Annotated in this window: 24 protein-coding genes; 4 read left to right on the forward strand and 20 right to left on the reverse strand. The window is 68.9% G+C overall.

Features of this window, described 5'->3' with window-relative positions; all coding sequences use genetic code 11:
• Positions 1 to 2: 2 nt before the first annotated feature.
• From nuoK to K340_RS0107045, 13 genes are all read right to left on the reverse strand, one after another.
• Entirely contained in the window at positions 3 to 302 is a 300-nt protein-coding gene (gene nuoK / locus K340_RS0106985) for an NADH-quinone oxidoreductase subunit NuoK (protein WP_029136200.1), read from the reverse strand.
• Positions 299 to 1,150 carry an NADH-quinone oxidoreductase subunit J gene (locus tag K340_RS28030; RefSeq protein WP_051265308.1) on the reverse strand — a complete coding sequence of 284 codons (852 nt, stop codon included), beginning with the start codon at positions 1,148 to 1,150 and terminating at the stop codon, positions 299 to 301. The genes nuoK and K340_RS28030 overlap by 4 nt, the downstream gene beginning before the upstream one ends.
• Positions 1,147 to 1,767, reverse strand: coding sequence for an NADH-quinone oxidoreductase subunit NuoI (gene nuoI / locus K340_RS28035; RefSeq protein ID WP_245599486.1), 621 nt, complete (start codon positions 1,765 to 1,767; stop codon positions 1,147 to 1,149). Before nuoI ends, K340_RS28030 begins: the two co-directional genes overlap by 4 nt.
• Positions 1,754 to 3,169, reverse strand: coding sequence for an NADH-quinone oxidoreductase subunit NuoH (gene nuoH / locus K340_RS28040; RefSeq protein ID WP_051265309.1), 1,416 nt, complete (start codon positions 3,167 to 3,169; stop codon positions 1,754 to 1,756). Before nuoH ends, nuoI begins: the two co-directional genes overlap by 14 nt.
• Positions 3,166 to 5,670, reverse strand: a complete 2,505-nt coding sequence (locus K340_RS28045; RefSeq protein WP_051265311.1) for an NADH-quinone oxidoreductase subunit G — start codon at positions 5,668 to 5,670, stop codon at positions 3,166 to 3,168. The genes nuoH and K340_RS28045 overlap by 4 nt, the downstream gene beginning before the upstream one ends.
• Positions 5,671 to 5,723: 53 nt before the next feature.
• The gene (nuoF, locus tag K340_RS0107010) at positions 5,724 to 7,007 is read right to left on the reverse strand and encodes an NADH-quinone oxidoreductase subunit NuoF (protein WP_051265313.1); all 1,284 of its coding nucleotides are present in this window, start codon (positions 7,005 to 7,007) and stop codon (positions 5,724 to 5,726) included.
• An 85-nt stretch (positions 7,008 to 7,092) separates the two neighbouring features.
• Positions 7,093 to 7,893 carry an NADH-quinone oxidoreductase subunit NuoE gene (gene nuoE, locus K340_RS0107015; RefSeq protein ID WP_084614125.1) on the reverse strand — a complete coding sequence of 267 codons (801 nt, stop codon included), beginning with the start codon at positions 7,891 to 7,893 and terminating at the stop codon, positions 7,093 to 7,095.
• Positions 7,890 to 9,272: an NADH-quinone oxidoreductase subunit D gene (locus K340_RS0107020; protein ID WP_029136203.1), complete on the reverse strand. Its 1,383-nt coding sequence runs from the start codon at positions 9,270 to 9,272 to the stop codon at positions 7,890 to 7,892. The genes nuoE and K340_RS0107020 overlap by 4 nt, the downstream gene beginning before the upstream one ends.
• Positions 9,272 to 10,000: an NADH-quinone oxidoreductase subunit C gene (locus tag K340_RS0107025; protein ID WP_029136204.1), complete on the reverse strand. Its 729-nt coding sequence runs from the start codon at positions 9,998 to 10,000 to the stop codon at positions 9,272 to 9,274. The genes K340_RS0107020 and K340_RS0107025 overlap by 1 nt, the downstream gene beginning before the upstream one ends.
• Before the next feature lie 56 nt (positions 10,001 to 10,056).
• Entirely contained in the window at positions 10,057 to 10,659 is a 603-nt protein-coding gene (locus K340_RS36565) for a NuoB/complex I 20 kDa subunit family protein (RefSeq protein WP_051265315.1), read from the reverse strand.
• A 53-nt stretch (positions 10,660 to 10,712) separates the two neighbouring features.
• The gene (locus tag K340_RS0107035) at positions 10,713 to 11,081 is read right to left on the reverse strand and encodes an NADH-quinone oxidoreductase subunit A (RefSeq protein ID WP_037363097.1); all 369 of its coding nucleotides are present in this window, start codon (positions 11,079 to 11,081) and stop codon (positions 10,713 to 10,715) included.
• Positions 11,082 to 11,108: 27 nt separating this feature from the next.
• On the reverse strand, positions 11,109 to 12,389 hold the full coding sequence (locus K340_RS0107040; RefSeq protein WP_029136206.1) for a geranylgeranyl reductase family protein: 1,281 nt from the start codon (positions 12,387 to 12,389) through the stop codon (positions 11,109 to 11,111).
• A gap of 240 nt (positions 12,390 to 12,629) precedes the next feature.
• Positions 12,630 to 13,322, reverse strand: coding sequence for a demethylmenaquinone methyltransferase (locus tag K340_RS0107045; RefSeq protein ID WP_029136207.1), 693 nt, complete (start codon positions 13,320 to 13,322; stop codon positions 12,630 to 12,632).
• A 173-nt stretch (positions 13,323 to 13,495) separates the two neighbouring features.
• On the opposite strand from K340_RS0107045, the gene K340_RS0107050 reads away from it, so the two are divergent.
• The gene (locus tag K340_RS0107050; protein WP_245599487.1) at positions 13,496 to 14,341 is read left to right on the forward strand and encodes an inositol monophosphatase family protein; all 846 of its coding nucleotides are present in this window, start codon (positions 13,496 to 13,498) and stop codon (positions 14,339 to 14,341) included.
• A gap of 5 nt (positions 14,342 to 14,346) precedes the next feature.
• Here K340_RS0107050 and K340_RS28055 read toward each other — a convergent pair whose 3' ends face one another.
• Positions 14,347 to 14,799: a DUF3592 domain-containing protein gene (locus K340_RS28055; RefSeq protein WP_154674121.1), complete on the reverse strand. Its 453-nt coding sequence runs from the start codon at positions 14,797 to 14,799 to the stop codon at positions 14,347 to 14,349.
• 184 nt (positions 14,800 to 14,983) lie between these two features.
• Here K340_RS28055 and K340_RS0107060 point away from each other — a divergent pair, with 184 nt between their 5' ends.
• Positions 14,984 to 16,219 carry an isochorismate synthase gene (locus tag K340_RS0107060; RefSeq protein ID WP_029136209.1) on the forward strand — a complete coding sequence of 412 codons (1,236 nt, stop codon included), beginning with the start codon at positions 14,984 to 14,986 and terminating at the stop codon, positions 16,217 to 16,219.
• Between the two features lie 169 nt (positions 16,220 to 16,388).
• Here K340_RS0107060 and menD read toward each other — a convergent pair whose 3' ends face one another.
• Genes menD through K340_RS0107085 form a run of 5 tightly spaced genes read right to left on the reverse strand, consistent with a single transcriptional unit; the run spans position 16,389 to position 20,480 of the window.
• On the reverse strand, positions 16,389 to 18,050 hold the full coding sequence (gene menD / locus K340_RS0107065) for a 2-succinyl-5-enolpyruvyl-6-hydroxy-3-cyclohexene-1-carboxylic-acid synthase (RefSeq protein ID WP_029136210.1): 1,662 nt from the start codon (positions 18,048 to 18,050) through the stop codon (positions 16,389 to 16,391).
• Positions 18,047 to 18,712 (reverse strand): class I SAM-dependent methyltransferase, encoded by a 666-nt coding sequence (locus tag K340_RS28060; RefSeq protein ID WP_154674122.1) that lies wholly within the window; start codon positions 18,710 to 18,712, stop codon positions 18,047 to 18,049. Before K340_RS28060 ends, menD begins: the two co-directional genes overlap by 4 nt.
• On the reverse strand, positions 18,709 to 19,713 hold the full coding sequence (locus K340_RS0107075) for an o-succinylbenzoate synthase (protein ID WP_245599488.1): 1,005 nt from the start codon (positions 19,711 to 19,713) through the stop codon (positions 18,709 to 18,711). Before K340_RS0107075 ends, K340_RS28060 begins: the two co-directional genes overlap by 4 nt.
• Complete coding sequence (locus K340_RS0107080) at positions 19,706 to 20,098, reverse strand: VOC family protein (RefSeq protein ID WP_029136212.1); 393 nt, start codon at positions 20,096 to 20,098, stop codon at positions 19,706 to 19,708. The genes K340_RS0107075 and K340_RS0107080 overlap by 8 nt, the downstream gene beginning before the upstream one ends.
• A gap of 4 nt (positions 20,099 to 20,102) precedes the next feature.
• Positions 20,103 to 20,480 (reverse strand): MarR family winged helix-turn-helix transcriptional regulator, encoded by a 378-nt coding sequence (locus K340_RS0107085; RefSeq protein ID WP_154674123.1) that lies wholly within the window; start codon positions 20,478 to 20,480, stop codon positions 20,103 to 20,105.
• A gap of 142 nt (positions 20,481 to 20,622) precedes the next feature.
• Between K340_RS0107085 and K340_RS0107090 the strand changes: the two genes are divergently transcribed.
• On the forward strand, positions 20,623 to 21,510 hold the full coding sequence (locus K340_RS0107090) for a haloalkane dehalogenase (protein ID WP_029136214.1): 888 nt from the start codon (positions 20,623 to 20,625) through the stop codon (positions 21,508 to 21,510).
• A complete protein-coding gene (locus K340_RS0107100) occupies positions 21,507 to 22,484 on the forward strand; it encodes a zinc-binding dehydrogenase (RefSeq protein ID WP_084614126.1) in 978 nt (325 codons plus the stop codon). The genes K340_RS0107090 and K340_RS0107100 overlap by 4 nt, the downstream gene beginning before the upstream one ends.
• On the opposite strand, the gene K340_RS28065 is transcribed toward K340_RS0107100, so the two are convergent.
• Positions 22,388 to 23,584 carry a bifunctional NAD(P)H-dependent oxidoreductase/GNAT family N-acetyltransferase gene (locus tag K340_RS28065; RefSeq protein WP_084614127.1) on the reverse strand — a complete coding sequence of 399 codons (1,197 nt, stop codon included), beginning with the start codon at positions 23,582 to 23,584 and terminating at the stop codon, positions 22,388 to 22,390. The two genes, K340_RS0107100 and K340_RS28065, sit on opposite strands and share 97 nt — an antisense overlap.
• Between the last annotated feature and the right edge of the window lie 4 nt (positions 23,585 to 23,588).

Genomic DNA, 23,588 nt, shown 5'->3' on the forward strand with positions numbered 1-23,588 from the left:
TGTCAGAACTTGAGCAAATTCGCGTCGTCGACGGAGGCGCTCCGCCGGCTACGGAAGATGGACATGATGATGGCCAGCCCGACAACGACTTCGGCGGCGGCGACCACCATCACGAAGAAGGCCATCACCATCCCGTCGAGGTTGCCGTGCATCCGGGAGAAGGTGACCAGCGACAGATTCACCGCGTTGAGCATCAGCTCGACGCACATGAAGACGACGATCGCGTTGCGGCGGACCAGTACCCCGACCGCGCCGATGCCGAACAGCAGCGCGGACAGCACCAGGTAGTGAGTGGGACTCATCGTTGATCCTCCTCACCGGGATCGCCGGGGTCACCGGGACGCCGCGGGTTCTCGCCGGTCTCCAGCTCCGCCAGGGATCTGCCGCTGGCGAAGTTCTCCGCCACCCGCACCGACTCGCTGTGTTCGACCAACGTCGACACTGATTCCGGCGCAATGGATCCGTCCGGCAGCAGCGCCGGTGTGGCGTTGGACGACGAGGTGGCGAACACGCCTGGGCCGGGCAACGGCGACATCCGGTCAGAGCGCATCCGCGCCGCGACCCGCACCCGCTGGTTGCGCCGTTCGCCCGGTGCGCGCTCCACGTGCGCCAGCACCATCGCGCCCACCGCCGCGGTGATCAGCAGCGCACTGGTCAGCTCGAACGGGAACAGGTAGTCGGTGAACAGCTCGGCCGCGATGGAGCCGATCGGGCCGCGGTCGGCCAACGGGGTGTCCAGTCCGGCCATCGCACTACCCGCCAGCGCCCGCACCAGACCGGCGACGATCAATGCCACCAGCCCGATCCCGAGCAGGATGGCCGCCGTCCGCTGCCCGCGCAGCGGCTCGATCACCGAGTCGCCGGCGTCCCGGCCGGTGAGCATCAGCACGAACAGGAACAGCATCATGATCGCGCCGGTGTAGACGATCATCTGCGCGAAACCCAGGAACTCGGCCTCGTTCAGGATGTAGAACGCGCCGAGGCACATCATCGTCAGCATCAGCCACAGTGCCGAGTGCACCGCGACCCTGGACACCACCATGCCAACGGCTCCGGCCAGCGCCAACGGTGCCAGGATCCAGAACATCACCTGCTCGGCGCCTGGGTTGCCGTACACCACCGGTGCCGCGGCCTGCGCGAGTTCGATCACCGCCGGCCTCCGTTGCTGGCGGCCGGTTCGGCTCCCGGACCGGGCAACGGATCCGGCCCCGGCGGTACCGGAACGGGATGGGCGGCCCGCCCACCGGGCCGGAAGGTCGGATCGGCCAGGAACTGCGGACCGTAGGCGTAGTAGTCCTTCTCATCACCGAGCCGGGCCGGGTGCGGCGGCTGTTCCATGCCCGGCTGCAGCGGCGCCAGCAGCATGTCCTTGGTGTAGATCAACCGCTGCCGGTCGTCGTCGGCGATCTCGTACTCGTTCGTCATCGACAGCGCCCTGGTCGGGCACGCCTCGATGCACAGGCCGCAGCCGATGCAGCGCAGGTAGTTGATCTGGTAGTCCTTGCCGTACCGCTCGCCCGGCGAGTACCGCTCCTCGTCGGTGTTGTCGGCGCCCTCCACGAAGATCGCGTCGGCCGGGCAGGCCCAGGCGCACAATTCGCAGCCGACGCACTTCTCCAACCCGTCGGGATGACGGTTCAGCTGATGCCGGCCGTGGTAACGGCCGGCCGGCTGCACCGGCTTACGCGGGTAGTCCTCGGTGACGACCGGCTTGAACATGGTGGCGAAGGTGACGCCGAACCCCTTCACCGGGTCAAGAAACGACATGATGACCTCCCGTTCCGTTCACTGCGTCCCCGTCGGTCGGTGGCTGCTGGCCCACCGGCGGCGCACCGCCGACCAGCACCGAGCGACGGGGCGCGACCGGCACCGCCAGGTCGAGCGGCGGTATCGGATATCTGCCCAGCGCCGGCGCCACCACCTGGCCACCGGCAATACCGTGACCCTCCGGCTGCCATTGGCCACCGGCCTCGGGCAGCAGCGCATCGGGCCCGGCGCCGGGGTAGTCGCCGTCGGTGTCGGGCGGTGCCTTCCGGCCCGGCCAGAACGCGATGATCAACAACAGGATGACCAGCGGGATCCCCATCCACAGCAGCACTTCCCTGGTGGTCAGCGAGGTGGAGTTGTTGAGCACCCTGGCGGTGGCGACCAGCAGGATCCAGGCCAGCGAAACCGGTACCAGTACCTTCCAGCCCATCGCCATGAACTGGTCGTAGCGGATCCGCGGCAGCGTGCCGCGCAGCCAGACGAAGAAGAACAGGAACAGCAGCACCTTGATGAAGAACCACAGGAACGTCCACCAGCCGGTGTTCGCGCCGTGCCACAACGACAACGGCCATGGGGCCTGCCAACCACCCAGGAACAGCGTGGTGGCGATCGCCGAGACGTTCACCATGTTGATGTACTCGGCCAGGTAGAACAGGCCGAACCGCATCGACGAGTACTCGGTGTTGTAACCGCCGACCAGCTCGCCCTCCGCCTCGGCGAGGTCGAACGGCGCACGGTTGGTCTCGCCGACCATCGAGATCACGTAGATGACGAACGACACCGGCAGCAGCCAGGCGTACCAGCCGCCGTGCTGCTGGTTGACGATGCCCGACATCGACAACGTCCCGGAATAGATGAACACCGCGACGAACGACAACCCCATGGCGATCTCGTAGCTGATCACCTGGGCCGCCGAGCGCAGTCCGCCGAGCAGCGGGTAGGTCGATCCGGAGGCCCATCCGCCCAGCACCAGTCCGTAGACACCGATGGACGCGAAGGCCAACGCGGCCAGCACGCCGACCGGCAGGTCGACCAGCTGCAACGCGGTCTGCTGCCCGAACATCGACACCGGTCCGCCGATCGGGATGATCGAGAACACCAGGAACGCCGGGATCGCACACATCACCGGAGCGGCGATGTAGACGAACTTGTCCGCGCCCTTCGGGATGATGCCTTCCTTGAAGTGCAGCTTGAGCGCGTCGGCCAGCGACTGCAGCAGGCCGAACGGGCCGTTCCAGTTCGGACCGGGCCGGTGCTGCATCCGGCCGACGACCCGTCGCTCGAACCAGATGGTGAACAGGGTGAGCACCAGCAGGAAGGCGAAGACTCCCACCACCTTGATCAGGATCAGCCACCACGGGTCGTCCCACAGCAGCGGCGCGACCGAACCGTCCGGACTCATCGGCCTGCTCCTTCGCTGTCGTCGCTGCCGGCAAAGCTCATCGCTTCGCTCCGCCTGACCGCAACTCGTTGCCCGACAGTCGCTCCGAGCTTCGCAGTGATCTGAACGCCATCCACCCGCCCCGGCAGCCACACCGTGTCCGCCACCATCTCGGAGTCCGGCAACACCTGCAGCGGCAGCGTCACGGTCCCGGCCGGCCCGGTCACCGATGCCCTGGTGGCATCGGCTAACCCCTGTGCGGCGGCCGTACTCGCCGCCACGCAGATCACGTCGGACTTCGCGGTACCGGCCAGATGCGGCTCGCCGTCCAGCATCGAGCCGCCGTCGATCGCCATCCGCCAGGAAGCGAGCACCAGCCCCTGCCCGGCCGAGGCATCGGCAGGGTCGGTGACGGCCGGAGCCGCGAGCGTGGCCGCAGCCCCCTGCCAGGCTCCGAGTCGTTCGATCTCCGCCTCGGCGGCGACCGGCGACTGGGTGTACAGGTCGACATCCATCTCGACACCGAGGGTGTCGAGGATGCGACCGTCGTCCAACCGGCCGGACTTGCGGGTGGCGACCTCGAACGGTCGTACCCGGCCCTCCCAGTTCAGGTAGGCGCCGGACTTCTCCACCGCGGCCGCCGCCGGGAACACCACGTCGGCCAGTTCGGTGATCGCGCTGGTCCGCAGCTCCAGGCTGACCACGAAACCCGCGGCCCGGACTGCGGCGAGCACGGCCGCCGGGTCGGGGCAGTCCGCCGGATCGACCCCGCCGATCAGTAGACCGCCCAGCTCCCCGCCGGCTGCGGCGGCGACGATACCGTCGGCGTCGCGACCGGGTGCGGTGGGAATCGATGCACCCCATGCCTTCTCGACCTCGGCGCGGGCGCCGTCATCGGCGATCGGCCGACCGCCGGGCAGCAGGGTCGGCAGCGCACCGGCGGCCAGCGCACCGCGCTCACCGGCCCGTCGTGGCACCCAGGCCAGTTTGGCGCCGGTGCTGTCGGCGAGTTCGGCGACCGCGGTGAGCAGACCTGGCGTCTGCGCGGCCCGTTCGCCGACCAGGATCACCGCGCCGGGTTCGGTCAGCGCTGGTCCGTCACCGCCGCCGGTCAGCCTGGACACCACTGACGACTCGGCGCCCGGCACCGCCGGCAGCAGGATGCCGGACATCTTCTGCAGGCCGCGGGAGGCCAGCGCAGCCACCGAGTACACCGTGGTCGCGGCCCGGGATGCCTTGCGCAGCCGCAGGAACAGGATCGGCGACTCCTCCTCCGGCTCCAGCGCCACCAGCAGCACCACCGGCGCGGACTCCAGGGAGTCGTAGCTGACGCCGCCGGTCTCCGGCGACTGCCCGACCACCTTCGCCGCCAGGAACGACTGCTCCTCGTCCGAGCCGAGCCTGGCCCGGAAGTCGATGTCGTTGGTGCGTAACGCCAGTCGCGCGAACTTCGCGTAGGCGTAGGCGTCCGTCACAGTGAGCCGGCCGCCGGTCAGCACGCCGACACCGCCCGCCTGCCTGGCCCTGGTCAGCCCGTCGGCAGCGACCGCCATCGCCTCGGTCCAGGACGCCGATTCCAACTCGCCGCTCTCTCGCCGGATCAGCGGCGAGGTCAACCGGTCCGGCTGGGTGACGTAGCTGAAGGCGAACCGCCCCTTGTCGCAGTTCCACTCCTCGTTCACCGCTGGATCGTCACCGGCCAACCGGCGCATCACGTCGCCCTGCCGATGATCGGTGCGCAGCGCGCACCCGTCGGCACAGTGCTCGCAGATGCTCGGGTCGCTGACCAGATCGAACGGCCGCGACCGGAACCGGTACGCGGTGGAGGTGAGCGCGCCGACCGGGCAGATCTGAATGGTGTTGCCGGAGAAGTACGACTGGAACGGAGCCCCGGTACCGATGCCGATCTGCTGGTCGGGGCCTCGTTCGAGCAAGTCGATGAACCGGTCGCCGGCGATCTGCGCGGAGAATCGGGTACACCGCTGGCACTGCACGCAGCGTTCCCGGTCGAGCAGAATCTCGGTGGAAATCGCGATCGGCTTGGTGAACACCCGCTTGGCGTCCAACAACCGGGAGTCGGCGTAGCCGTTGGACATCGACTGGTTCTGCAACGGGCATTCGCCGCCCTTGTCGCACATCGGGCAGTCCAGCGGGTGGTTGAGCAGCAGGAACTCGATGTTGCCGCGCTGCGCCTTGTCCGCCACCGGCGAGGTCAGCGCGGTCTTCACCACCATTCCATCGCCGACCGTCTGCGTGCAGGACGCCTGCGGCTTGGGCATCGGCCGGCCGCCCATCTCCACCTCGACCAGGCACTGTCGACAGGCACCGACCGGTTCCAGCAGCGGGTGATCGCAGAACCGCGGGATGGCGATGCCGATCCGTTCCGCGGTCCTGATCACCAGTTCGCCCTTGGGCGCGATGACCTCGATGCCGTCAATGGTCAGCCGGACGTGCCCCTCGGGCACCGGCTGCTGCGCGGGCTCGTCGGGTGCGGGGTTCTTGTTGTCGGTCGCCAGTGTCATCTCAGCATGCCCGCCGTCTCGGAGTGCTGGTCCTGCTCGGTGTGCCAGTCATGTCAGTGCGCCCCCACCAGCTCGCGGGTTCCGATAACCGGCGGTGTCCGGCCGGTGACCAGATCCTCGAACTCGCTGCGGAAGTGCAAGAACGCACTCGTCACCGGGGTGGCAGCACCGTCCCCGAGCGCGCAGAACGCCCGTCCGAAGATGTTCGACGCTGCGTCCGTGAGGGTGTCGAGGTCGGCCATCACTCCCCTGCCGCTGACCACCCTGCGCAGGACCTGGGCGAGCCACCAGGTGCCCTCGCGGCACGGCGTGCACTTGCCGCAGGATTCGTGCTTGTAGAACTCCAGCCACTTCCAGACCGCCCATGGCACCGACACCGTCTCGTTGAAACACATCAGCGCTGTGGTGCCCAGCATGGATCCGGCAGCGGCCACATCGTCGAAGCTCAGCGGCACGTCCAGTTGGGCAGGAGTGAAGATCGGCGTCGAAGACCCACCCGGGGTGAAGAACTTGAGCGGGATGCCGTCCTTCATCCCGCCCGCCGCGGCGAGCAGCTGACGCAGCGTGGTGCCCATCGGAGCCTCGTACTGTCCGGGTCGGGTGACGTGGCCGGACAGGCTGAAGATCTTCGGCCCGGGCGACTTCTCGGTGCCCATCTGCCGGTACCAGTCGCTGCCGCCGGCCACGATCACCGGGACCGAGGCGATGGTCTCCACGTTGTTCACCACGGTCGGCCGGGCGTACAGGCCGGCCACCGCCGGGAACGGCGGCTTCAGTCGCGGCTGCCCGCGCAGGCCCTCCAGCGAGTCCAGCAGCGCGGTCTCCTCGCCACAGATGTAGGCACCGGCCCCCGCGTGCACGATGATCTCGCAGTCGAAGCCGCTGCCCAGGATGTTCTTGCCGAGGAAGCCCCGCTCCTTCGCCTCGCGCACCGCCTGGGCGACCCGGCGCATGGCCTGCACGGCCTCGCCGCGGACGTAGATCGCGGCCAGCTGCGAGCCGATCGCATAGCAGGTGATGATGCAGCCCTCGATCAGCGAGTGCGGATCGGCCATCATCAGCGGAATGTCCTTGCAGGTACCGGGCTCGCCCTCGTCGGCGTTCACCACCAGGTACCGCGGCTTGCCATCCGGCGGCGGCAGGAACGACCACTTCAGACCGGTCGGGAAGCCGGCGCCGCCGCGACCGCGCAACCCGGAGTTCTTCATCAGCTCGACCAGCCGGCCCGGCTCGGTCTTCAGCGCGGCGGCCAGCGCCGTGTAGCCGTCGAGCTTGCGGTAGGTCGCGATACTCCACGACTGCGGCGACGCCCACCGCCTGGTGAGCACCGGCGTCATTACCGCTGGGGTGTCGTCCGGTCCCGACGGCGGCACCACTGCGCCGGCTTCATTACTTGCACCTGAGCTGGTCATGTCGGCCACCTCACTTCCTCTCGGGCAGCGGCGGCATCTCGTACGACTCGGGCATACTCGGGGCCGTTTGCCGCAGCCGGTCGGCGATCTCGTTGCCGCGCAACGTTTCTTCCGACGCCGTCGGCGCATTGACCTGATCGGCGAGATCGCTGAAGATGCCGGCGATCTCACGTTCGGTGGTGCGGAAGTCGGTGAGCGGCGCGCCGCGGGTCGGATGCGGCTTTCGGCCGGCCTGCAACTCCGTGACCAGCTCGAGGGCCGACTCCGGGGTCTGGTTGTCGTAGTACTCGTAGTTGACGGTGACCACCGGACCGTGGTCGCAGGCGGCCAGGCATTCGGCATGCTCCAGGGTGATCGACCCCTCGGTACCGGGCTCACCGGCCGTCTCGTCCGGGCCGATACCCAGGTGTCCGGACAGCCGGGACAGGATCGCGTCACCGCCGAGCACGGCGCACAGCGCGTTGGTGCACACGCTGACCAGGTGCTGGCCGCACGGCTCCCGCTTGTACATCGTGTAGAAGGTGGCCACCGCCTCGACCTCGGCGATGGTCAGGTTCAGCCGATCAGCGCAGAAGGCGATGCCGTCGGCGCTGACGAAACCCTCCACCGATTGCACCAGGTGCAGCAACGGCAGCAACGCCGACCGCTGTTGCGGGTACTTGGCGATGATCTCCTCGGTCTGGCCCCGGGTCACCTCGTCGAAAACCGTTCCGGTGTACAGGAATTCCGGAATCCCCAGGCGCTGGTTCGGCACCGGGATGTTCGATTCCGCATCCGCTCGAGATTGCCCAGCGGGAACGTCCACACTCATCGGTCCACTCCTCCCATCACCGGATCAAGAGACGCGACCGCGGCTACCACGTCGGCGATCATCCCGCCCTCGCTCAGCGCCGGCATCGCCTGCAGGTTCACGAATCCGGGATCGCGCAGATGCACCCGCCACGGCCGGGTGCCGCCGTCGGACACCACGTGGCAACCCAGCTCACCGCGGGGGTTCTCGATCGCCATGTAGGCCTGCCCGGCCGGAACGTGGAAGCCCTCGGTGACCAGCTTGAAGTGGTGGATCAGCGCTTCCATCGACTGACCCATGATCTTGCGGATGTGCTCCAACGAGTTGCCCATGCCGTCGGCACCCAGCGCCAGCTGCGCCGGCCAGGCGATCTTCTTGTCCTGCACCATCACCGGCCCGGGCTCGGACAGCCGGGCATTCGCCTGCCGCATGATCTTGAGCGACTCATGCATCTCGGCGACCCGCAACACGAAACGGGCGTAGCAGTCGGCCTCGGTGGCGGTCGGCACCTCGAAGTCGTAGGTCTCGTAGCCGCTGTAGGGCATGGTCTTTCGCAGATCCCAGGCGTAGCCGGCCGATCGCAGCACCGGACCGGTGATGCCCAGTTGCAGGCAACCCTCCAGCGGCAGCACCCCGACGCCCTGCATCCTGGCCTTCCAGATCGGTTGGCCGGTCAGCAGTTTGTCGTATTCGGGGAGCCGTTTGTCCATCACGTCGATGAACTCCTGGACCCGTTGCTGGGTCCCCTCCGGCATGTCCTGGGCCACTCCACCGGGTCGGATGAATGCCATGTTCATCCGCAGTCCGGTGAGGAACTCCATCAGGTGCAACGCTTCCTCGCGTTCCCGGAAACCGGCCGTCATACCGGTCAACGCACCGAGTTCCATGCCACCGGTGGCGATCGCCACCAGGTGCGAGGAGATCCGGGTGAGCTCCATCAGCAGCACCCTGATCACCTCGGCCCGCGGCGGCACCTCGATCCCGAGCAACTTCTCCACCGCCAGGCAGTAGGCGGCCTCGTTGAACGCCGGCGACAGATAATCGGCCCGGGTGACGAAGGTGACGCCCTGGGTCCAGGTCCGGTACTCGCAGTTCTTCTCGATACCCGTGTGCAGGTACCCGATCACCGACCGGGCCTGGGTCACCGTCTCGCCCTCGAGCTCGAGGATCAGCCGGAGCACCCCGTGGGTGGACGGGTGCTGCGGACCCATGTTGATGATGATGCGTTCGTCGCTGAAGTCGTCGCTGCCGCCGGTGTCCCGGCCGGCATTGTCGCCGACCGAGCTGCTGAGCTCGGAGACCATGTCGTCCCAGTCGCCGCCGGTGACCGTGAACATCCGGCCCTCGGTGGTCTCGGTGGCCCGGGCTCGGCGCACCTCTTGGTCGTTCTCGGGGCTCATCACGAGTACACCCTCCGCTGATCGGGCGGCGGGATCTCGGCGCCCTTGTACTCGACGGCGATGCCGCCGAGCGGATAGTCCTTCCGCTGCGGGTGTCCGTCCCAGTCGTCGGGCATCAGGATCCTGGTCAGCGCCGGGTGCCCGGCGAAGACGATGCCGAACATGTCGTAGGCCTCCCGCTCGTGCCAGTCGGCGGTCGGATAGACCGGAACCGCGCTGGGCACATAGGGATCGGCGACGTCGACGGACACCTCAAGTCGCATCCGCCGGCGGTAGGTCATCGACAGCATCTCGTAGACGACGTGCAGCCTGCGGGGCACCTGTTCGCCGTAGTCGACGCCGCTCAGTGAACTCAACGTCTCGAACCGGAGTCCCGGATCGTCGCGGACCGCCCAGAACAACGCCTGCAGGTGGTCGCGCTGCAGATAGACCGTGAGTTCACCGACGGCGACGGTGATCTGCTCGATCGCGGTGGCCGGGATCCCGCGTTCGGACATCGCCTGCAGCAGCGCATCGACCACCTCGTCGAAGTAGCCGCCGTAGGGCCGGTCGGCGGGCTGCGGGACATACGGTGCGCGGTGCAGTCCGCCGTAGCCCGAGGTGTCGCCGGTGCCATGGATGCCGAACATCCCGGATCGTTCGACGCCGGTCGCCAGCTCGGGCGCGGATCCCGGCACCGCCAGGCCGCCACCCTGGTGCGCGGCGTCGTCGGTGGTCCCGGTGACGATGGAGGCCGGCGAATCGACAGAAGTGGCCCCGCCCGGCTCCGACTGCTTGTCCTGGCTCACCAGCGCACCCCGGCCGGTTCGCCGGGTTCGGCACCCGGCCGGCCGACCGGCAGGCGCCGGCCGCGTCCGTACTTGACCGAGGAGGCCACCAGTTCGGTGCGCTTGCCCTCGAACTCCGCCGCCCGCACCGGACCCAGCGGATCGTCCATCACCTTGGCATGCAGCTTCAGGATGGCGTCGATCAGCATCTCCGGGCGCGGCGGACAGCCGGGCAGATACATGTCCACCGGCACGATGTGATCCACTCCCTGCACCACCGCGTAGTTGTTGAACATGCCGCCGGAACTGGCGCAGACGCCCATCGCCAGCACCCATTTCGGTTCCGGCATCTGGTCGTAGATCTGTCGTAGCACCGGCGCCATCTTCTGCGTCACCCGACCGGCCACGATCATCAGGTCGGCCTGCCTCGGCGACGCCCGGAACACCTCCATGCCGAACCGGCCGAGGTCGTACCGCGGAGCCCCGGTTGTCATCATCTCGATGGCACAACAGGCCAGCCCGAAGGTGGCCGGGAACATGGAGGCCTTACGGGTCCAGTTCACCAGTTTCTCGACGCTGGCCAGCAGGATGCCGTTCGGCAGCTTCTCTTCCAAACCCATGACGGCTCAGACCTTTCCGCACGATGTCGGGGGAATTTTCCCGCGGGATGTCATCAGTCCCAGTCCAATCCACCGCGGCGCCAGACGTAGGCGTAGGCGACGAACACGGTCAGGATGAACAGCCCGATCTCGACCAGCCCGAAGACGCCGAGGACGTCGGCGGACTGGGCCCAGGGATAGAGGAAGATGATCTCGATGTCGAAGACGATGAACAGCATCGCCGTCAGGTAGAACTTGATCGGGAACCGGCCGGAGGTGCCCGGCGGCAGCGGCGTCGGTTCGATGCCGCATTCGTAGGCGTCCAGCTTGGCCCGGTTGAACCGGCGCGGGCCGAGTTTGTCCGACACCACCGTCGCCATCGTCACGGCGAAGCCGCCGGCGACGATGACGAGAATGACGATGGGTAGGTAGGCGTCGAGCATCAGCTGTGCCCCTCTCCAGTTCCACGGCTACACACTGGGCACCGCCCGGTTCAACCCACGGACAACCCGGTCGGCCCAGTCGCCGTCCGATCCGTCGTACAGACCGGCCAATAGTTTGAGGACCAGGTACATCAGTCGTTTTCGCGGCAGACCCAGCGTGGTCGCCGCCCGCATCACCTTCGGATTGCCGATCAGGGTGGAGAAGATGGTGCCCAGTCGGTAATACGTTCCCAGGTGCGCCTTCATCGCCGACGAATAGCCGTGCAGCGCCGCCTCGCGGGCGGCGCCGGACCGGCCGGTGGCCTGCAGCACGGCGTCGGCGGCGATGGCGGCCGACTCCATCGCGTAGGCGATGCCCTCGCCGTTGAACGGGTTCACCACGCCACCGGCGTCGCCGATCAGCAGCAGCCCGCGGTCGTAGTGCGGGGTGCGGTTGAAGCCCATCGGCAACGCCGCGCCGCCGATGCCGCCGATCGCGTTCTCCTCGCGCAGTCCCCACTCCTGCGGGGTCCCGTCCAGCCAGGTCCGTAGCAGCGTCCGGTAGTTGGTCTTGCCGAATGCCTTGGAGGAGTTCAGCATTCCCAGGCCGACGTTGACCGTGCCGTCACCGAGTCCGAAGATCCAGCCGTACCCGGGCAGCAGCTTGGGATCGTCCGGGTCGCTGCGGTCCCACAGCTCAAGGTGCGACTCGAGATGGTCGTCGTTGGTCCGCGGGCTGGTGTAGTAGCGGCGCACCGCGACGCCGAGCGGTCGGTCGTCACGCTTGTCGATGCCCATCCCGAGCGCGACCCTGGCCGACACCCCGTCGGCGGCGATCACCAGCGGAGCGCTGAACGTCTGCTCACCCGACTCGGTCTTGGCCCGCACGCCGGTGATCCGGCCCGACTTCTCGTCCAGCACCGGCCCGGTCACGGTCGTCGCGGTGCGTAGCCGGGCGCCGGCCTTCACCGCCATGCCGGCCAGCATGTCGTCGAAGTCGCGGCGCGGACGGACGAGGCCGAAATCGGGAAAGTCCGCGAGGGTGGGCCAGGGAAGTTCGATGGTCCGGCCGCCGCCGACCACCCGCAGCCCGCGATTGCGAATCCAGTCGTCACCTGAGGTGTCGATGCCCAGCTGGTGCAGTTGCTTGACGCCACGAGGCGTCAGCCCGTCGCCGCACACCTTTTCCCGCGGAAACGTCGACTTCTCCAGCACCATCACATCGAGTCCGGACCTGGCCAGGTACACGGCGGCGGTCGATCCGGCCGGTCCGGCGCCGACCACGATCACGTCCGCGGTGCCTTCGGTGGGAACGGTCCAGTTGGCCACGCCTCCACCCTCCTCTGCCGCTCTCGCGACGGCATCGATCGACACGGCATCTCGGCACGGCATCGTGATCACCACAGCAGCGTGGTGATCACGTCGCGACCGAGCTTGTGCATCGGTTCACGAAGTCGTGCGCGGTCAGTGTAAGTGCGGTCACAGCGGTGGGTCTTCTTAGGGTTACCTCACTATCGAAGAGCCCCTCGTCGCAGCAGAATCGGCCGCCGAATCCGGGCCGACGGACGCTCAGTCGGTCCGCAGCGCGTGGTGCAGTGCCACCACACCGAACGTCATATTCCGCCAGGCAACCTCGGTCCAGCCGCAGCCGGCGATCTTGCGCGCCAGCTGCTTCTGGTCGGGCCAGTCCGAGATCGATTCGCTCAGGTAGGTATAGGCCTCGGGGTTGGAGCCGAACCGCTTGGCGACCCGCGGCAGCACCTGACGCAGGTAGAACCGGTAGCCCCAGCGCATCGGCAGGTAGGGGCGGGAGAACTCGCACACCAACAGCTGCCCACCGGGCCGGACGACCCTGGCGAACTCGGTGAGTGCCCGCTCCGGATCGACCACATTGCGCAGCCCGAACGAGATCGTCAGCGCATCGAACGTCGCATCCTCGAACGGCAACGCCAGCGCGTCGGCCGCCGCCATCGGCAATGACCCGCGCTTGGCCCGGCCCGCCTGCAGCATGCCGAGCGAGAAGTCGGCCGCTACCGCCCAGGCACCGGTCGCGGCCAGTTCCTGGGTGGAGACCGCGGTCCCGGCGGCCACGTCCAGCACCTTGTGGCCCGGCTCCAGGGACAACGCGGCGACCATGTGCCGCCGCCACCGCCGGTCCTGGCCCAGCGAGAGCAGCGTGTTCGTCCGGTCGTACTTCTGCGCCACCCCGTCGAACATGGCAGCCACCTGCCGCGGCTGCTTGTCCAGGTCGGCTCGTCCCATGGCAGGTCACGATACCGGCGGACCCAGCGCTCACCCTCCGGACACCCCGCGGCCACGGCGTTGTGGCCGGGTCGTCACTCCGCGCCGCGATCATCGACGGCATGCCCGCCACGGCGCACCGTCGACCGACCCCGGGACCGGCCACGAGACAGCAGGCGTCTGCGAACCGGATCGTGACCATCTCGCGGGCGCTGGAGATCGCCGGCCGGCTGGCCAACGACGCCGCCGAGGTGATTGCCGCCACCGCCGGGCGGGGGGCAGCCGACCCGGGGGTATCGCCCTTCGACTGGGTGACGGACACCGATCGCACCCTGGAACGACACACCCGCAGGGTGCTGACCGGCGAGTTCCCCGGCATCCCGGTGCTCGGCGAGGAGTACGGCGGTCCGGACGGCCTCGGGCCGCTGCCACCGGCCCTGCCGGGATCGGCGGACGGCCCGGAGCTGCTGTGGGTGGTCGACCCGATCGACGGCACCGCCAACTATCTGGCCGGCCTGCCATGGTGCAGCTACTCGCTGGCGCTGTTGGATGCCGACGGTCCGTTGGTCGGGGTGATCGCCGATCCGTACCGGGCGCAGATCTATGCGGCCGCCCGCGACCGTGGTCTGCGGGCCAACGGCAGCGTCGTGCCCAGGCCCGCCGGACCCGACCCCGGTGCTGAATGCGACCTGACGGGCCGGCTGATCTGTACCGAACTTGCCGGCGGGCTCGACCACGACCTGGCGGTGGTCCTGGTCGACAGCTGTCGCAGGGCACGGATCGGGCTGCGGATGCTCGGTTCCCCGGCCCTGGCCATCACCCAGGTGGCGCTGGGACGGGCGGCCGCCGCCGTGCTGTTCGACTATCAGGTCTGGGACGTCGGCGGGGCGCTGGCCCTGGCCGCGGAAGCCGGCCTGGCGGTCGTCACCCTGGACGGCAGCCCTGGGACGTTGCCGCTGGGAGGCCTGGTGGTGGCCGCACCGGGCACCGTGCCGGCGGTTCTGGCGCTGGTCGGGCACCGGCCGGCCGCCGCGCCGTAGGTCCGTCAGCCCACCGCGCGCACCCGGCGGCCGACCCGGTCGGCCGACCGGCGGAGCAGCATCGGCGCCGCCGCCGCGACCAGCGCGGTACCGGCCGCGGCGAACAGGACCATCAACAGCCCGTTCGCCGCGGTCCGCCCGGCCACTCGCACCACCTCCGGATGGGCGGCGGAATACTCGACCACGAACTGCTGTCCGACGTGCAACAGGCCCGGGTAGAGCACGCCGCCGCTGGGGCGGACCGTCAGCCCGTTCTGGTCGACGAACTCGATCCCGGTCCGCAGCGGCGACACCGCCAGCACCGTTGCGGTCGTCCGGACCCGGTCCGCGTCGATCGTCCGGTCGTTGAGGTACATCGCGGCCAGCAGCGCCAGCAGCATGATGGCAATCGCCCCGGTCACCGTCAGCACACCGCGCTGCAACCACCGCCGGGCGGGTGACGTGCGGGCGGGACTCACGCTGCGAGTCTAGGAGGCGGTCTGCGACCAGGCGCAGTGTTCGATCAGGGTGCAGTGTTCGATTGGGCGCAGTGTTCGATCAGGTGCAGTGTCCGTAACACCACAGTGTCTCGACGGCCACAGTCGCCGGTGCGGCCGTCGTCGGACTGCCGGACGGGCCGCTAGGGTCGCAGGAGTGACGGCTATGCACCCGACGACCGCCGCGCTCGACTCGGCCGTGCGCGTTGTCACCCGAGCCATCGAGCCGATCGACGGCTCGTTGTTCACCGCTATTCCCGCGCCGACCGGCACCCTGTCCTTCGTCACCGACGGTGACGGGCTGATCGGGTGGGGCGAGTACGCCCGGTTCACCACGGCCGGTCCCGGCGCCGCGCGACAGATCGGCGACTGGTTCGCGGAGCTGGTAGACCAGTTCGACATCGACGACGCCGACGGGATCGGCGGCCCGGTGGCCTTCGTCGCTCTGGGCTTCGACTCCTCAGGGCCGACGCCCGACGAGGCGGTGGCCATCGTCCCGCAGGTGCTGATCCGGCGGAACGGGCGCGGCACCTTCAGCACCGTGATCGGCCGGCCCGACCGTCAGCAGGTGGTTCCGGTGCGGTCCCCCGGTTCGGTCCGTTACTCCGACGCGACGTTCTCGGTGGCCGGCTTCACCGCGGCGGTGGCGGCCGCGACGGCCCGGATCAGGGCCGGCGAACTGCGCAAGGTGGTACTCAGCCACGACTTGACCGCGACCACCGAACGCGACGTCGACGAACGGTTCCTGCTCGACGCGCTGGCCGCCCGCTACCCCTCCTGCTGGACCTACGCGATCGACGGTCTGATCGGTGCGACGCCCGAGATGTTGCTGCAGCGCAACGGATCTCACATCCAATCCAGGGTACTGGCCGGCACCGGGTGGGCCGAGCACGCCGGGGATCCGGTGAGTGCGACGCTGATCGCCAGCAGCAAGAACCAGGAGGAGCACCGGTACGCGGTCGATTCGGTCGCCGAGGCGCTGCTGCCGGTGTCCACGACGCTCGAGGTGCCGGCGCAGGCGAGCCCGCTGGTGCTGGCGAACCTGACCCATCTGGCCACCGACATCTCCGGTGAGCTCACCGAGCCGGCGCTCACGGCGCTGGAGCTGGCTGCCCTGCTGCACCCCACCGCTGCCGTCGGCGGCACCCCGACACACGTTGCGATGCAGACGATCCGCGAGTTGGAACCGGTCGGCCGCGGGCGCTACGCCGGACCGGTTGGCTGGATCGACGCATCCGGCGACGGCGAGTTCGCCCTGGCTCTGCGCTGCGCCGAAGTACGCGGACGGACCGTCCGGATGATCGCCGGCGGTGGCATCGTCGCCGACTCGGATCCGGACACCGAGGCCAGGGAGGCGCAGGTCAAGATGCTGCCGATCCGGGATGCCCTGGAGTCCGGCTGACGGGTCGTCCCGCAGCCCTCACCCGCCCGATGCGACGTCTCGGTGACCTCCCGCGCCACACACCCGGCCCTCACCCGCCCGTTGCGACGTCTCGGTGACCTCCCGCGCCACACACCCGGCCCTCACCCGCCCGATGCGACGTCTCGGTGACCTCCCTCCGCGGCAGGACTCAGAGCGCAGCCTGCACGGCAGCGCCGGTGTCGGCCAACCAGTCCCGCAGGTCGGTGCGTGAGGTCGGCACCTCCAGCACCCGGATGCCGGTGCCATCGGCGAGCTCCGCCCGCAACTGCTCGGGTTCGGTGACCAGCACATGCTCGACGCCGAACGCCTCGACCGCCTGGCCGACCGCCGCCCCGTGCGGAGTGCCGAAGACCCGTTCAAAGGCGCTGCCGTAGCGGGGTTGTCCCGGTTCCAGCGTGGCGAAGATCGCCCCACCGTCATTGTTGGAAACGACGATCGTCAGGTCCGGCCGGGGTTCGTGCGGGCCGATCAGCAGCCCCGTCAGGTCGTACAGAAAAGTGAGATCACCCATCAACGCCACCGTCGGACGGCCGCTGGCGAGCGCAACGCCGACGGCGGTCGAATTGCTGCCGTCGATGCCGGCGACGCCACGGTTCGCGATCACCCGGATCCCCGCCCGCGCCGTCGCGAACCGTCCGACATCACGGGGAGTCTGGGACGAGCCGAGTACCAGCGGAATGCCCGGCTCCCCGGACGGCAGGGTCGCCACCAGCTCCCGGGCGAGCTTGGGCCCGAGTGCGAGGTCCGCCCCTGCCAGTCGACGTGCGATCACGGTGGCGGCAGCGGCATTTGCCTCCCGCCATGCAGTTCGGAACGCCGGCGCAGCGGGTGCGGCGATCGGTGCCAGCCCGGCCGCGACGGCGTGCGCCCGACCGGTCGGGTCGGCGACCGGGCCGGTGGGTCCGACCACATCTATCCGCGGGGCGGTGGCCAGCAGCCTGGACACCGCGCGGTAGAGCGTGGGGCGGCCGAGCACGACCACCCGGTCGGGCGGCGCGAGGTCGGCGAAACCCGCTTCCAGCAACGGGATCCCGGCGTCCAGCACGGCACTTCCTGCTGCGCCACCGGACTCCGCGATCACCGGATGCCCGGCAGCCGCAACGCCGGCGGCCGCCGGATGGGTCAGATCGGCCAGGAACAACACCCGCTCCCCCGGCCGCGGCGCCTCGATCGGCGTCGCGTCCATCGGCTGCCGCTGCTCGAACGGCTGGCGCTGCGGAACCAGGGATGACGAAGCAGCAGGTGACCACGGTTCGTCGTCATCGGGCAGCAACGGCTCGGCCAGCGGAAGGTTCAGCTGCACCGGGCCGGGCAGGGCGGCGGTGGCCGCGACCATCGCCTCACCGACGGCGGATCGCCATCGGGCCGGATCACCCGGATCGCCTGCGGGAGTGTCGATCTCGGTGAACAGGCGCAACGCCGGGCCGAACACCCGACGCTGATCGATCACCTGGTTCGCGCCCAGCTCCCGCAACGCCGGCGGGCGATCGGCGGACAGCACGATCATCGGGACACCGCCGTGATGGGCCTCCAGCACGGCCGGGTGCAGGTTGGCCACCGCCGTACCGGAGGTGGTCGCCACCAGTGCCGGACGGCCGGCACCGCGACCCAACCCGAGTGCGAGGAATCCCGCGGTGCGTTCGTCGATCCGCACGTGCAGCCGGATCCGGCCAACCGCGTCGGCCTGCTGCAGGGCGATGGACAGCGGTGCGTTCCGCGACCCGGGCGCCAACACCGCGTCGGTGACGCCGGCCGCGATGAACTCCTCGACCAGCGTGCGGGCCAGAGCGACGGATGGTGGGTTGGTCACCTGGCGTCCCCAGTGGCGGTTGCGAACGGGCGCCGCGCAAGAGTGCGCAGCCAGGTGTCGCCGAGACGACCTGGGTTCTCACCGGATTCCACGACCGACCATCCGGCCGCCTCCTGGGCTGCGCACCATGATTCCCGCTGCCAGAAAGTGAAGTGTCTCGCACCGGCGATGCTGCCCCTGATCAACCAGTCGTCGCCGTCACCGACCTTCACCGAGGTTGCCAGCCAACCTCCCGGAACCGTGGCCTGGGCTAACCGGTACAGCACAACAGGCGCCTCGAACCTGCTCAGATGCAACAAGACTGCGCTTGCCCACACGCCGTCGTAGGGTCCGGCCAGATCGTCGATCAGCGGGTCCAGCACCTTGGCAGTCTTGCCACGCTCACGTAACAGGTCGACGAAGGCGGGGGTGATGTCGGTCCGATCGACCAACAGACCCCGCGCTTCCAATGCCAGGGCATCGTGTCCCGGCCCGCTTCCGATCTCCAGGATCCTTGCCCCGGCCCCGCAGCGCTCGACGAACCCGTCGATCGCCGCAGCCGTTGCGGGCGACATCGATCGTGACATGGACGAAGTCGCCGCGCTGTAGGAGCCGGCGTCGGCTTGGTACGCGGCAATGGTCCGCGTGCGCTGTTCAGCTCTGGAGGCGGGCGAGTTACTCACTCGGACAGTGTGCCGGGTCGCTCGAGCAGCTCTGCCACCCGGCGCAGCCGGTCCAGCCAGTAGGAACTCGTCCCGGCGTCGGCGGTCACCGCCGCCAGCCGGTCCGGTTCCGGCGCGATGCGCGGGGCCGGCAACCGGCCGTCGACCGGCAGTGGCCGGTCGGTGACGACGTCCTCAGCCAGTAGGGAGGCGGTGCCAAGTCCGCAGGCGTACGGCAGCTCGGGCAGGGCGGCGGCCGCGGCCACCCCGGCGGCCAGGCCCACGGCCGAATCGACCGCGGACGACACCACGATCTGCATCCCCGACTCGCGCTGAACGGCCGCCGCGATGCGTAGCGCCGCGGGCACCCCGCCGAGCGGGGCGACCTTGATGACGGCGACATCGGCGGCGCCGGCCCTGGCGACGGCGAGCGGGTCGGTGGCCAGCCGGATCGACTCGTCAGCGGCGATCGGCACCCCGACCGCCGCCCGCACCCGGGCGAGTTCGGCGACCGACGGGCAGGGCTGCTCCACGTACTCCAGCCCGCCGGCCGCGTCCGCCAGCATCGGGATCAGCTCGATGGCCTCGACCGCCGACCAGGCCGCGTTCGCATCGATCCTGATCCGTCCGCCCGGGCCGAGGGCCTCCCGGACCGCGGCCAGCCGATCGGCGTCCGCCGCCGGCTCGCTGCCGGGATCGGCGACCTTCACCTTCGCCGTGCGGCAGCCGGACGCCGTCACGAGTTCGGCGGCGCGTTCGGGTGAGACCACCGGGACCGTGGTGTTGACGTCGATGAACGCCCGCACCGGCGTCGGCCATGCGACAGAGGCCGAGGCCAGCGCCGCGCGCAGCCAGGGCACGCAGGCCACGTCGTCGTAATCGCGGAACGGGGCGAACTCTGCCCAACCGGCCGGTCCGTGCAGCAAGATGCCCTCGCGGACGGTGACGCGACGGAACTTGGTGACCATCGGGAGGGCGAAAACCCTGGCCGTGGCAAGAATCTCCGCGACCGACTCATTCACCGGACAGCAGATCCCACTTGTTGCCTGCCAGGTCCCGGAAGACCGCCACCCGCCCGTACGACTCGGTGCGCGGTTCGGTGAGGAATTCGACGCCGGCCTGCATCATCCGCCGGTAGTGAGCGTCGAAGTCGTCCACCCGCAGGAAGTATCCGACCCGCCCGCCGTGCTGGTTGCCGATCACCGCGTCCTGCTCGGTTCCGTCCGATTGGGCCAGCAACAGGCCGGTGCCGCCGCCGGGCGGCCGGACCACCACCCAGCGCTTGGGCCGGCCGTCGTTCGTCAGCGATGGGGAGTCCTCGGCAAGGTCGAAGCCGAGTACCTCGGTGAAAAACGCGATCGCAGCGTCGTACTCCTCGACAACGAGGGTGACGAGGTCAAGGTTCACCGCATCAGATTAGGCGAACGTCTTCTATCGCCTCAGAAAGTCTTCTCAAGTCGGTTCGCAGCCTCGCGACGAGGGCGGCACTGGTCAGCTCGGCCCAGACCTGTTCGACACGGTCGCCAGCAGCAATCGCCTCGGGCCTGGCCTGCTCGCCGAGCAGGGTCAGGAAGACCAGCCGGGAGCGCGCGTCATCCGGGTGCGCCCGTGTCCACAGGTAGCCATCCTTCTGCAGCTGGTCGACCATCTGGGCCATGCTCTGCTTCCGCACGCCCGCGAGCGCGGCGAGCCTGCCCACCGCAATGCCGTCCGCGGGAACGAACGGAAGCACCTTCGCACGACCTCCCGTGAGGTTTTCGAAGCCCGCTGCGGCCAATTCGCCATCCACGGCCGATGTGTACGCCTCATGGAGGACTCGAAGCATCAGCGAGATCCGAGGCCCGTCATTCGCGCCGTTATTGACAGGCACCTGTCTAATCTCCCATACTAGTTTCGTCAGTCACCTGTCATTCTAGAGCCCAAGGAAAACCATGCCGGACATCGATGTACTTGACACCCATCTGCACTACCAGACTATGGGGGAGGGGCAGCCCGTCGTCTTCCTCCATGGCAACCCGACTTCCTCACACCTGTGGCGAAAAATCCTGCCCCGTATGCCCGGAACGGTCCGGGCCCTCGCGCTCGATCTTGTCGGCATGGGTCGATCGGGAAAGCCCGACATCGCGTATTCGTTCGCAGATCAGGCGCGCTACCTGGAGGGCTGGATCGAGAGCATGGGGCTCCGCCAGATCGTCCTCGTTGGCCACGACTGGGGCGGCGCGCTCGCCCTGGACTGGGCGGCCCGGCATCCATCACAGGTTCGCGGCATCGCGTTCTTCGAAACCATCGTGCGACCGATGTCCTGGAAGGACCTGCCGGAGTCGGCCCGACCGGTCTTCACCATGTTGCGGACACCTGGAGCCGGCGAGCACGCCGTTCTGGAAGAAAATCTCTTCATCGAGCGGGCGCTGACCGGCAACATCGCCCAGCTCAGCGAGCCCGATCACGACGTCTACCGAGCCCCGTTTCCAACTCCGGAGTCGCGGCGACCACTCCTACAGTGGCCACGATCTATGCCGATCGACGGCCAGCCGGCCGATGTCGTCGCCCGGGTCGAGAGCTACGACAGATGGCTGGCAGAGTCGGCCGACGTACCGAAGCTGATGCCGACCTTCCATGACGGCCCCGGCCTGATGGGACCCCCGGTCGAGGCATGGGTACGTGGCCATGCCACCAACCTCGAGATCGTCGACTGCGGCGTCGCCGGCCACCATGCACCGGAGGACCAGCCTGCCGCGATCGCCACGGCCCTGTGCGAATGGATCAACCGTCACGGGCTGGACGGGCGAGCTCTCGCGGGAGCAGGCGGCGCGCTGTGAGAGCGATCCGACAGCACGAGTTCGGCGGCCCGGAAACGCTGCGGCTAGAGCGCCTGCCCGACCTCAGCCCTGGGCCCGGCCAGGTCAGGATCCGGGTCCTCGCCGCGGGTGTGCACCTGCTCGACGCCCAAATCCGATCCGGCCTGGGTCCACCGCGCGCACGCGTGACCTTGCCGATGACCCCCGGCCGCGAGGTAGCCGGACATGTCGATGCCGTGGGCTCAGACGACGATTCGTCCTGGGTCGGACGGTATGTCGTCGCCGATCTCGGCGTCGCGAGCGGTGGCTATGCCGAGCTCGCAATTGCCGACGTCCCAAGACTTCACGGTGTCGCGGGGTACGTCGACCCCGCCGAGGCCGTCGCGGCCATCGGCACGGGCCGCACTGCGCAGGCCATCCTCGAACTCGCTGAGATCCGTACCGACGACATCGTCGTCGTCACGGGCGCCGCCGGCGGCGTCGGCGCGATGCTCACCGTGGCTGCCCGGCGAAGCGGGGCACGCGTGATCGGCCTGGCGACCGGCGCCGCCAAGGCTGAAACCGTCGTCGCCTTGGGGGGTGAAGCGATCGACTCCGGTCAGACGGACTGGCCTGACGTGGTGCAAAGTCTCTTAGGGCCTTCGCGTGCCAGCCTGGTCCTGGACGGGGTGGGTGGCAGCCTTGGCGCAGAAGCCATGGCCCTCCTCCGACCCGGTGGGCGGCTGGTCATGTTCGGCACCGCGTCCGGCTCTGCCATCCCGCTGGACGCCGAAACCGTCTACAACACTGGTATCGCGGTCTCGGCGGCGGTCGGCGCGCGGCTATTTCAACGCGCGGGCGGACTGCGAGATCTCGAGGAGAAGGCTCTGGCTGCTACGGCCGACAGGTCACTGGTCCCTCACATCGGCCAGCGCTTCTCGCTCGCCGAGGCGCCAGAGGCCCACCGCGCGATCGAGGAGCGTCGGTCCCTGGGAAAGGTCGTGCTGGTGCCGTGAGGCGCCTCGGCGGGATCAGAATGCGTCCTCGTCCCAGACGCCCGCGGCCTGATCATGCAAACCACTCCGGGCGCGCCGCGCTCAGCCACCACCCGGTACCCACTGCTCTGATAGCGCCGAATGTTGGCCTGGCTGCGTGCCCCGGTGAACAGACACAGGGTCTGACACCCTGGATCGCAGGCTGCCTCAGCCAACTCGAGAAGCCAGCCACCCACGCCTCGGCCGCGCTGGTCGGGGGCGACTGCGAGGCGACCAACGTGCCACTCGTCGTCGATCCGGCGGGCTCGGATCATCCCTAACAGCCTCCCATCACGCCACAGGCCCCAGGACTGCCAATCGGCAAGCCAGTCCTTGATCTCCTCCGGCGACTCCAGCAACGCAGGAATGGCCAGCGAGTCGTTGGCAATCGCTTCGTCAACCCAGCAGCACCGTTGCAGCACGGCCACCTCGGCAGCGTCTTGAGGACCCAGCCGTCGCAGGTAGGTCCCCGGCAGCGGGCCGGGGAGGGTGCCGTCCTGTTCCTGCTCGCGGAGAGGCCGGAGGGTGTGGCTGAGCCGGACCAACTCGTCGAGGACTGCGGCGGCCGCTGCGTCGCGGCCAACATCGGGGCGCAACCGGCCGTGCTCAACTGCGTCGCCGATGCGGATCGCCAGCGTTGCGCCCGTTGGCACCAACCGCAGCGTGGTGACCACCTGCTTGGCATGCTGGACCGACCTGGTGCCGGCGGAGGTGTTCCCGTAACTGACGAACGCGACCGGCTTCCAAGCCCATTCCCGGGAAAGGTAGTCCAGCGCGTTCTTCAGGGACGCCGGCATCCCGTAGTTGTATTCCGGCGTCACCACGATGAAGCCGTCAGCGGCATCGACCATCGCGCTCCACCGTCGGGTGTGCTCGTGCCGATAGATCGCCGTGGACGGCTGCTCCTCCTCGTCCAGGAAGGGCAGGCCCAGCTCGGCCAGGGAGACCGGAACCAACTCGACGGCGCGGTCCGCCGCCTGATGGGCAAGGCTCCCCGCCAGCCACTCGGCGATCGACGGCCCCAACGCTCCGGGCCGCGTGCTGCACACGATGACAAGGACTCGCAGACATCTCGTTAACATAGAA

It is taken from the genome of Nakamurella lactea DSM 19367 (genome assembly GCF_000426645.1).
GTDB classification, from domain to species: domain Bacteria; phylum Actinomycetota; class Actinomycetes; order Mycobacteriales; family Nakamurellaceae; genus Nakamurella; species Nakamurella lactea.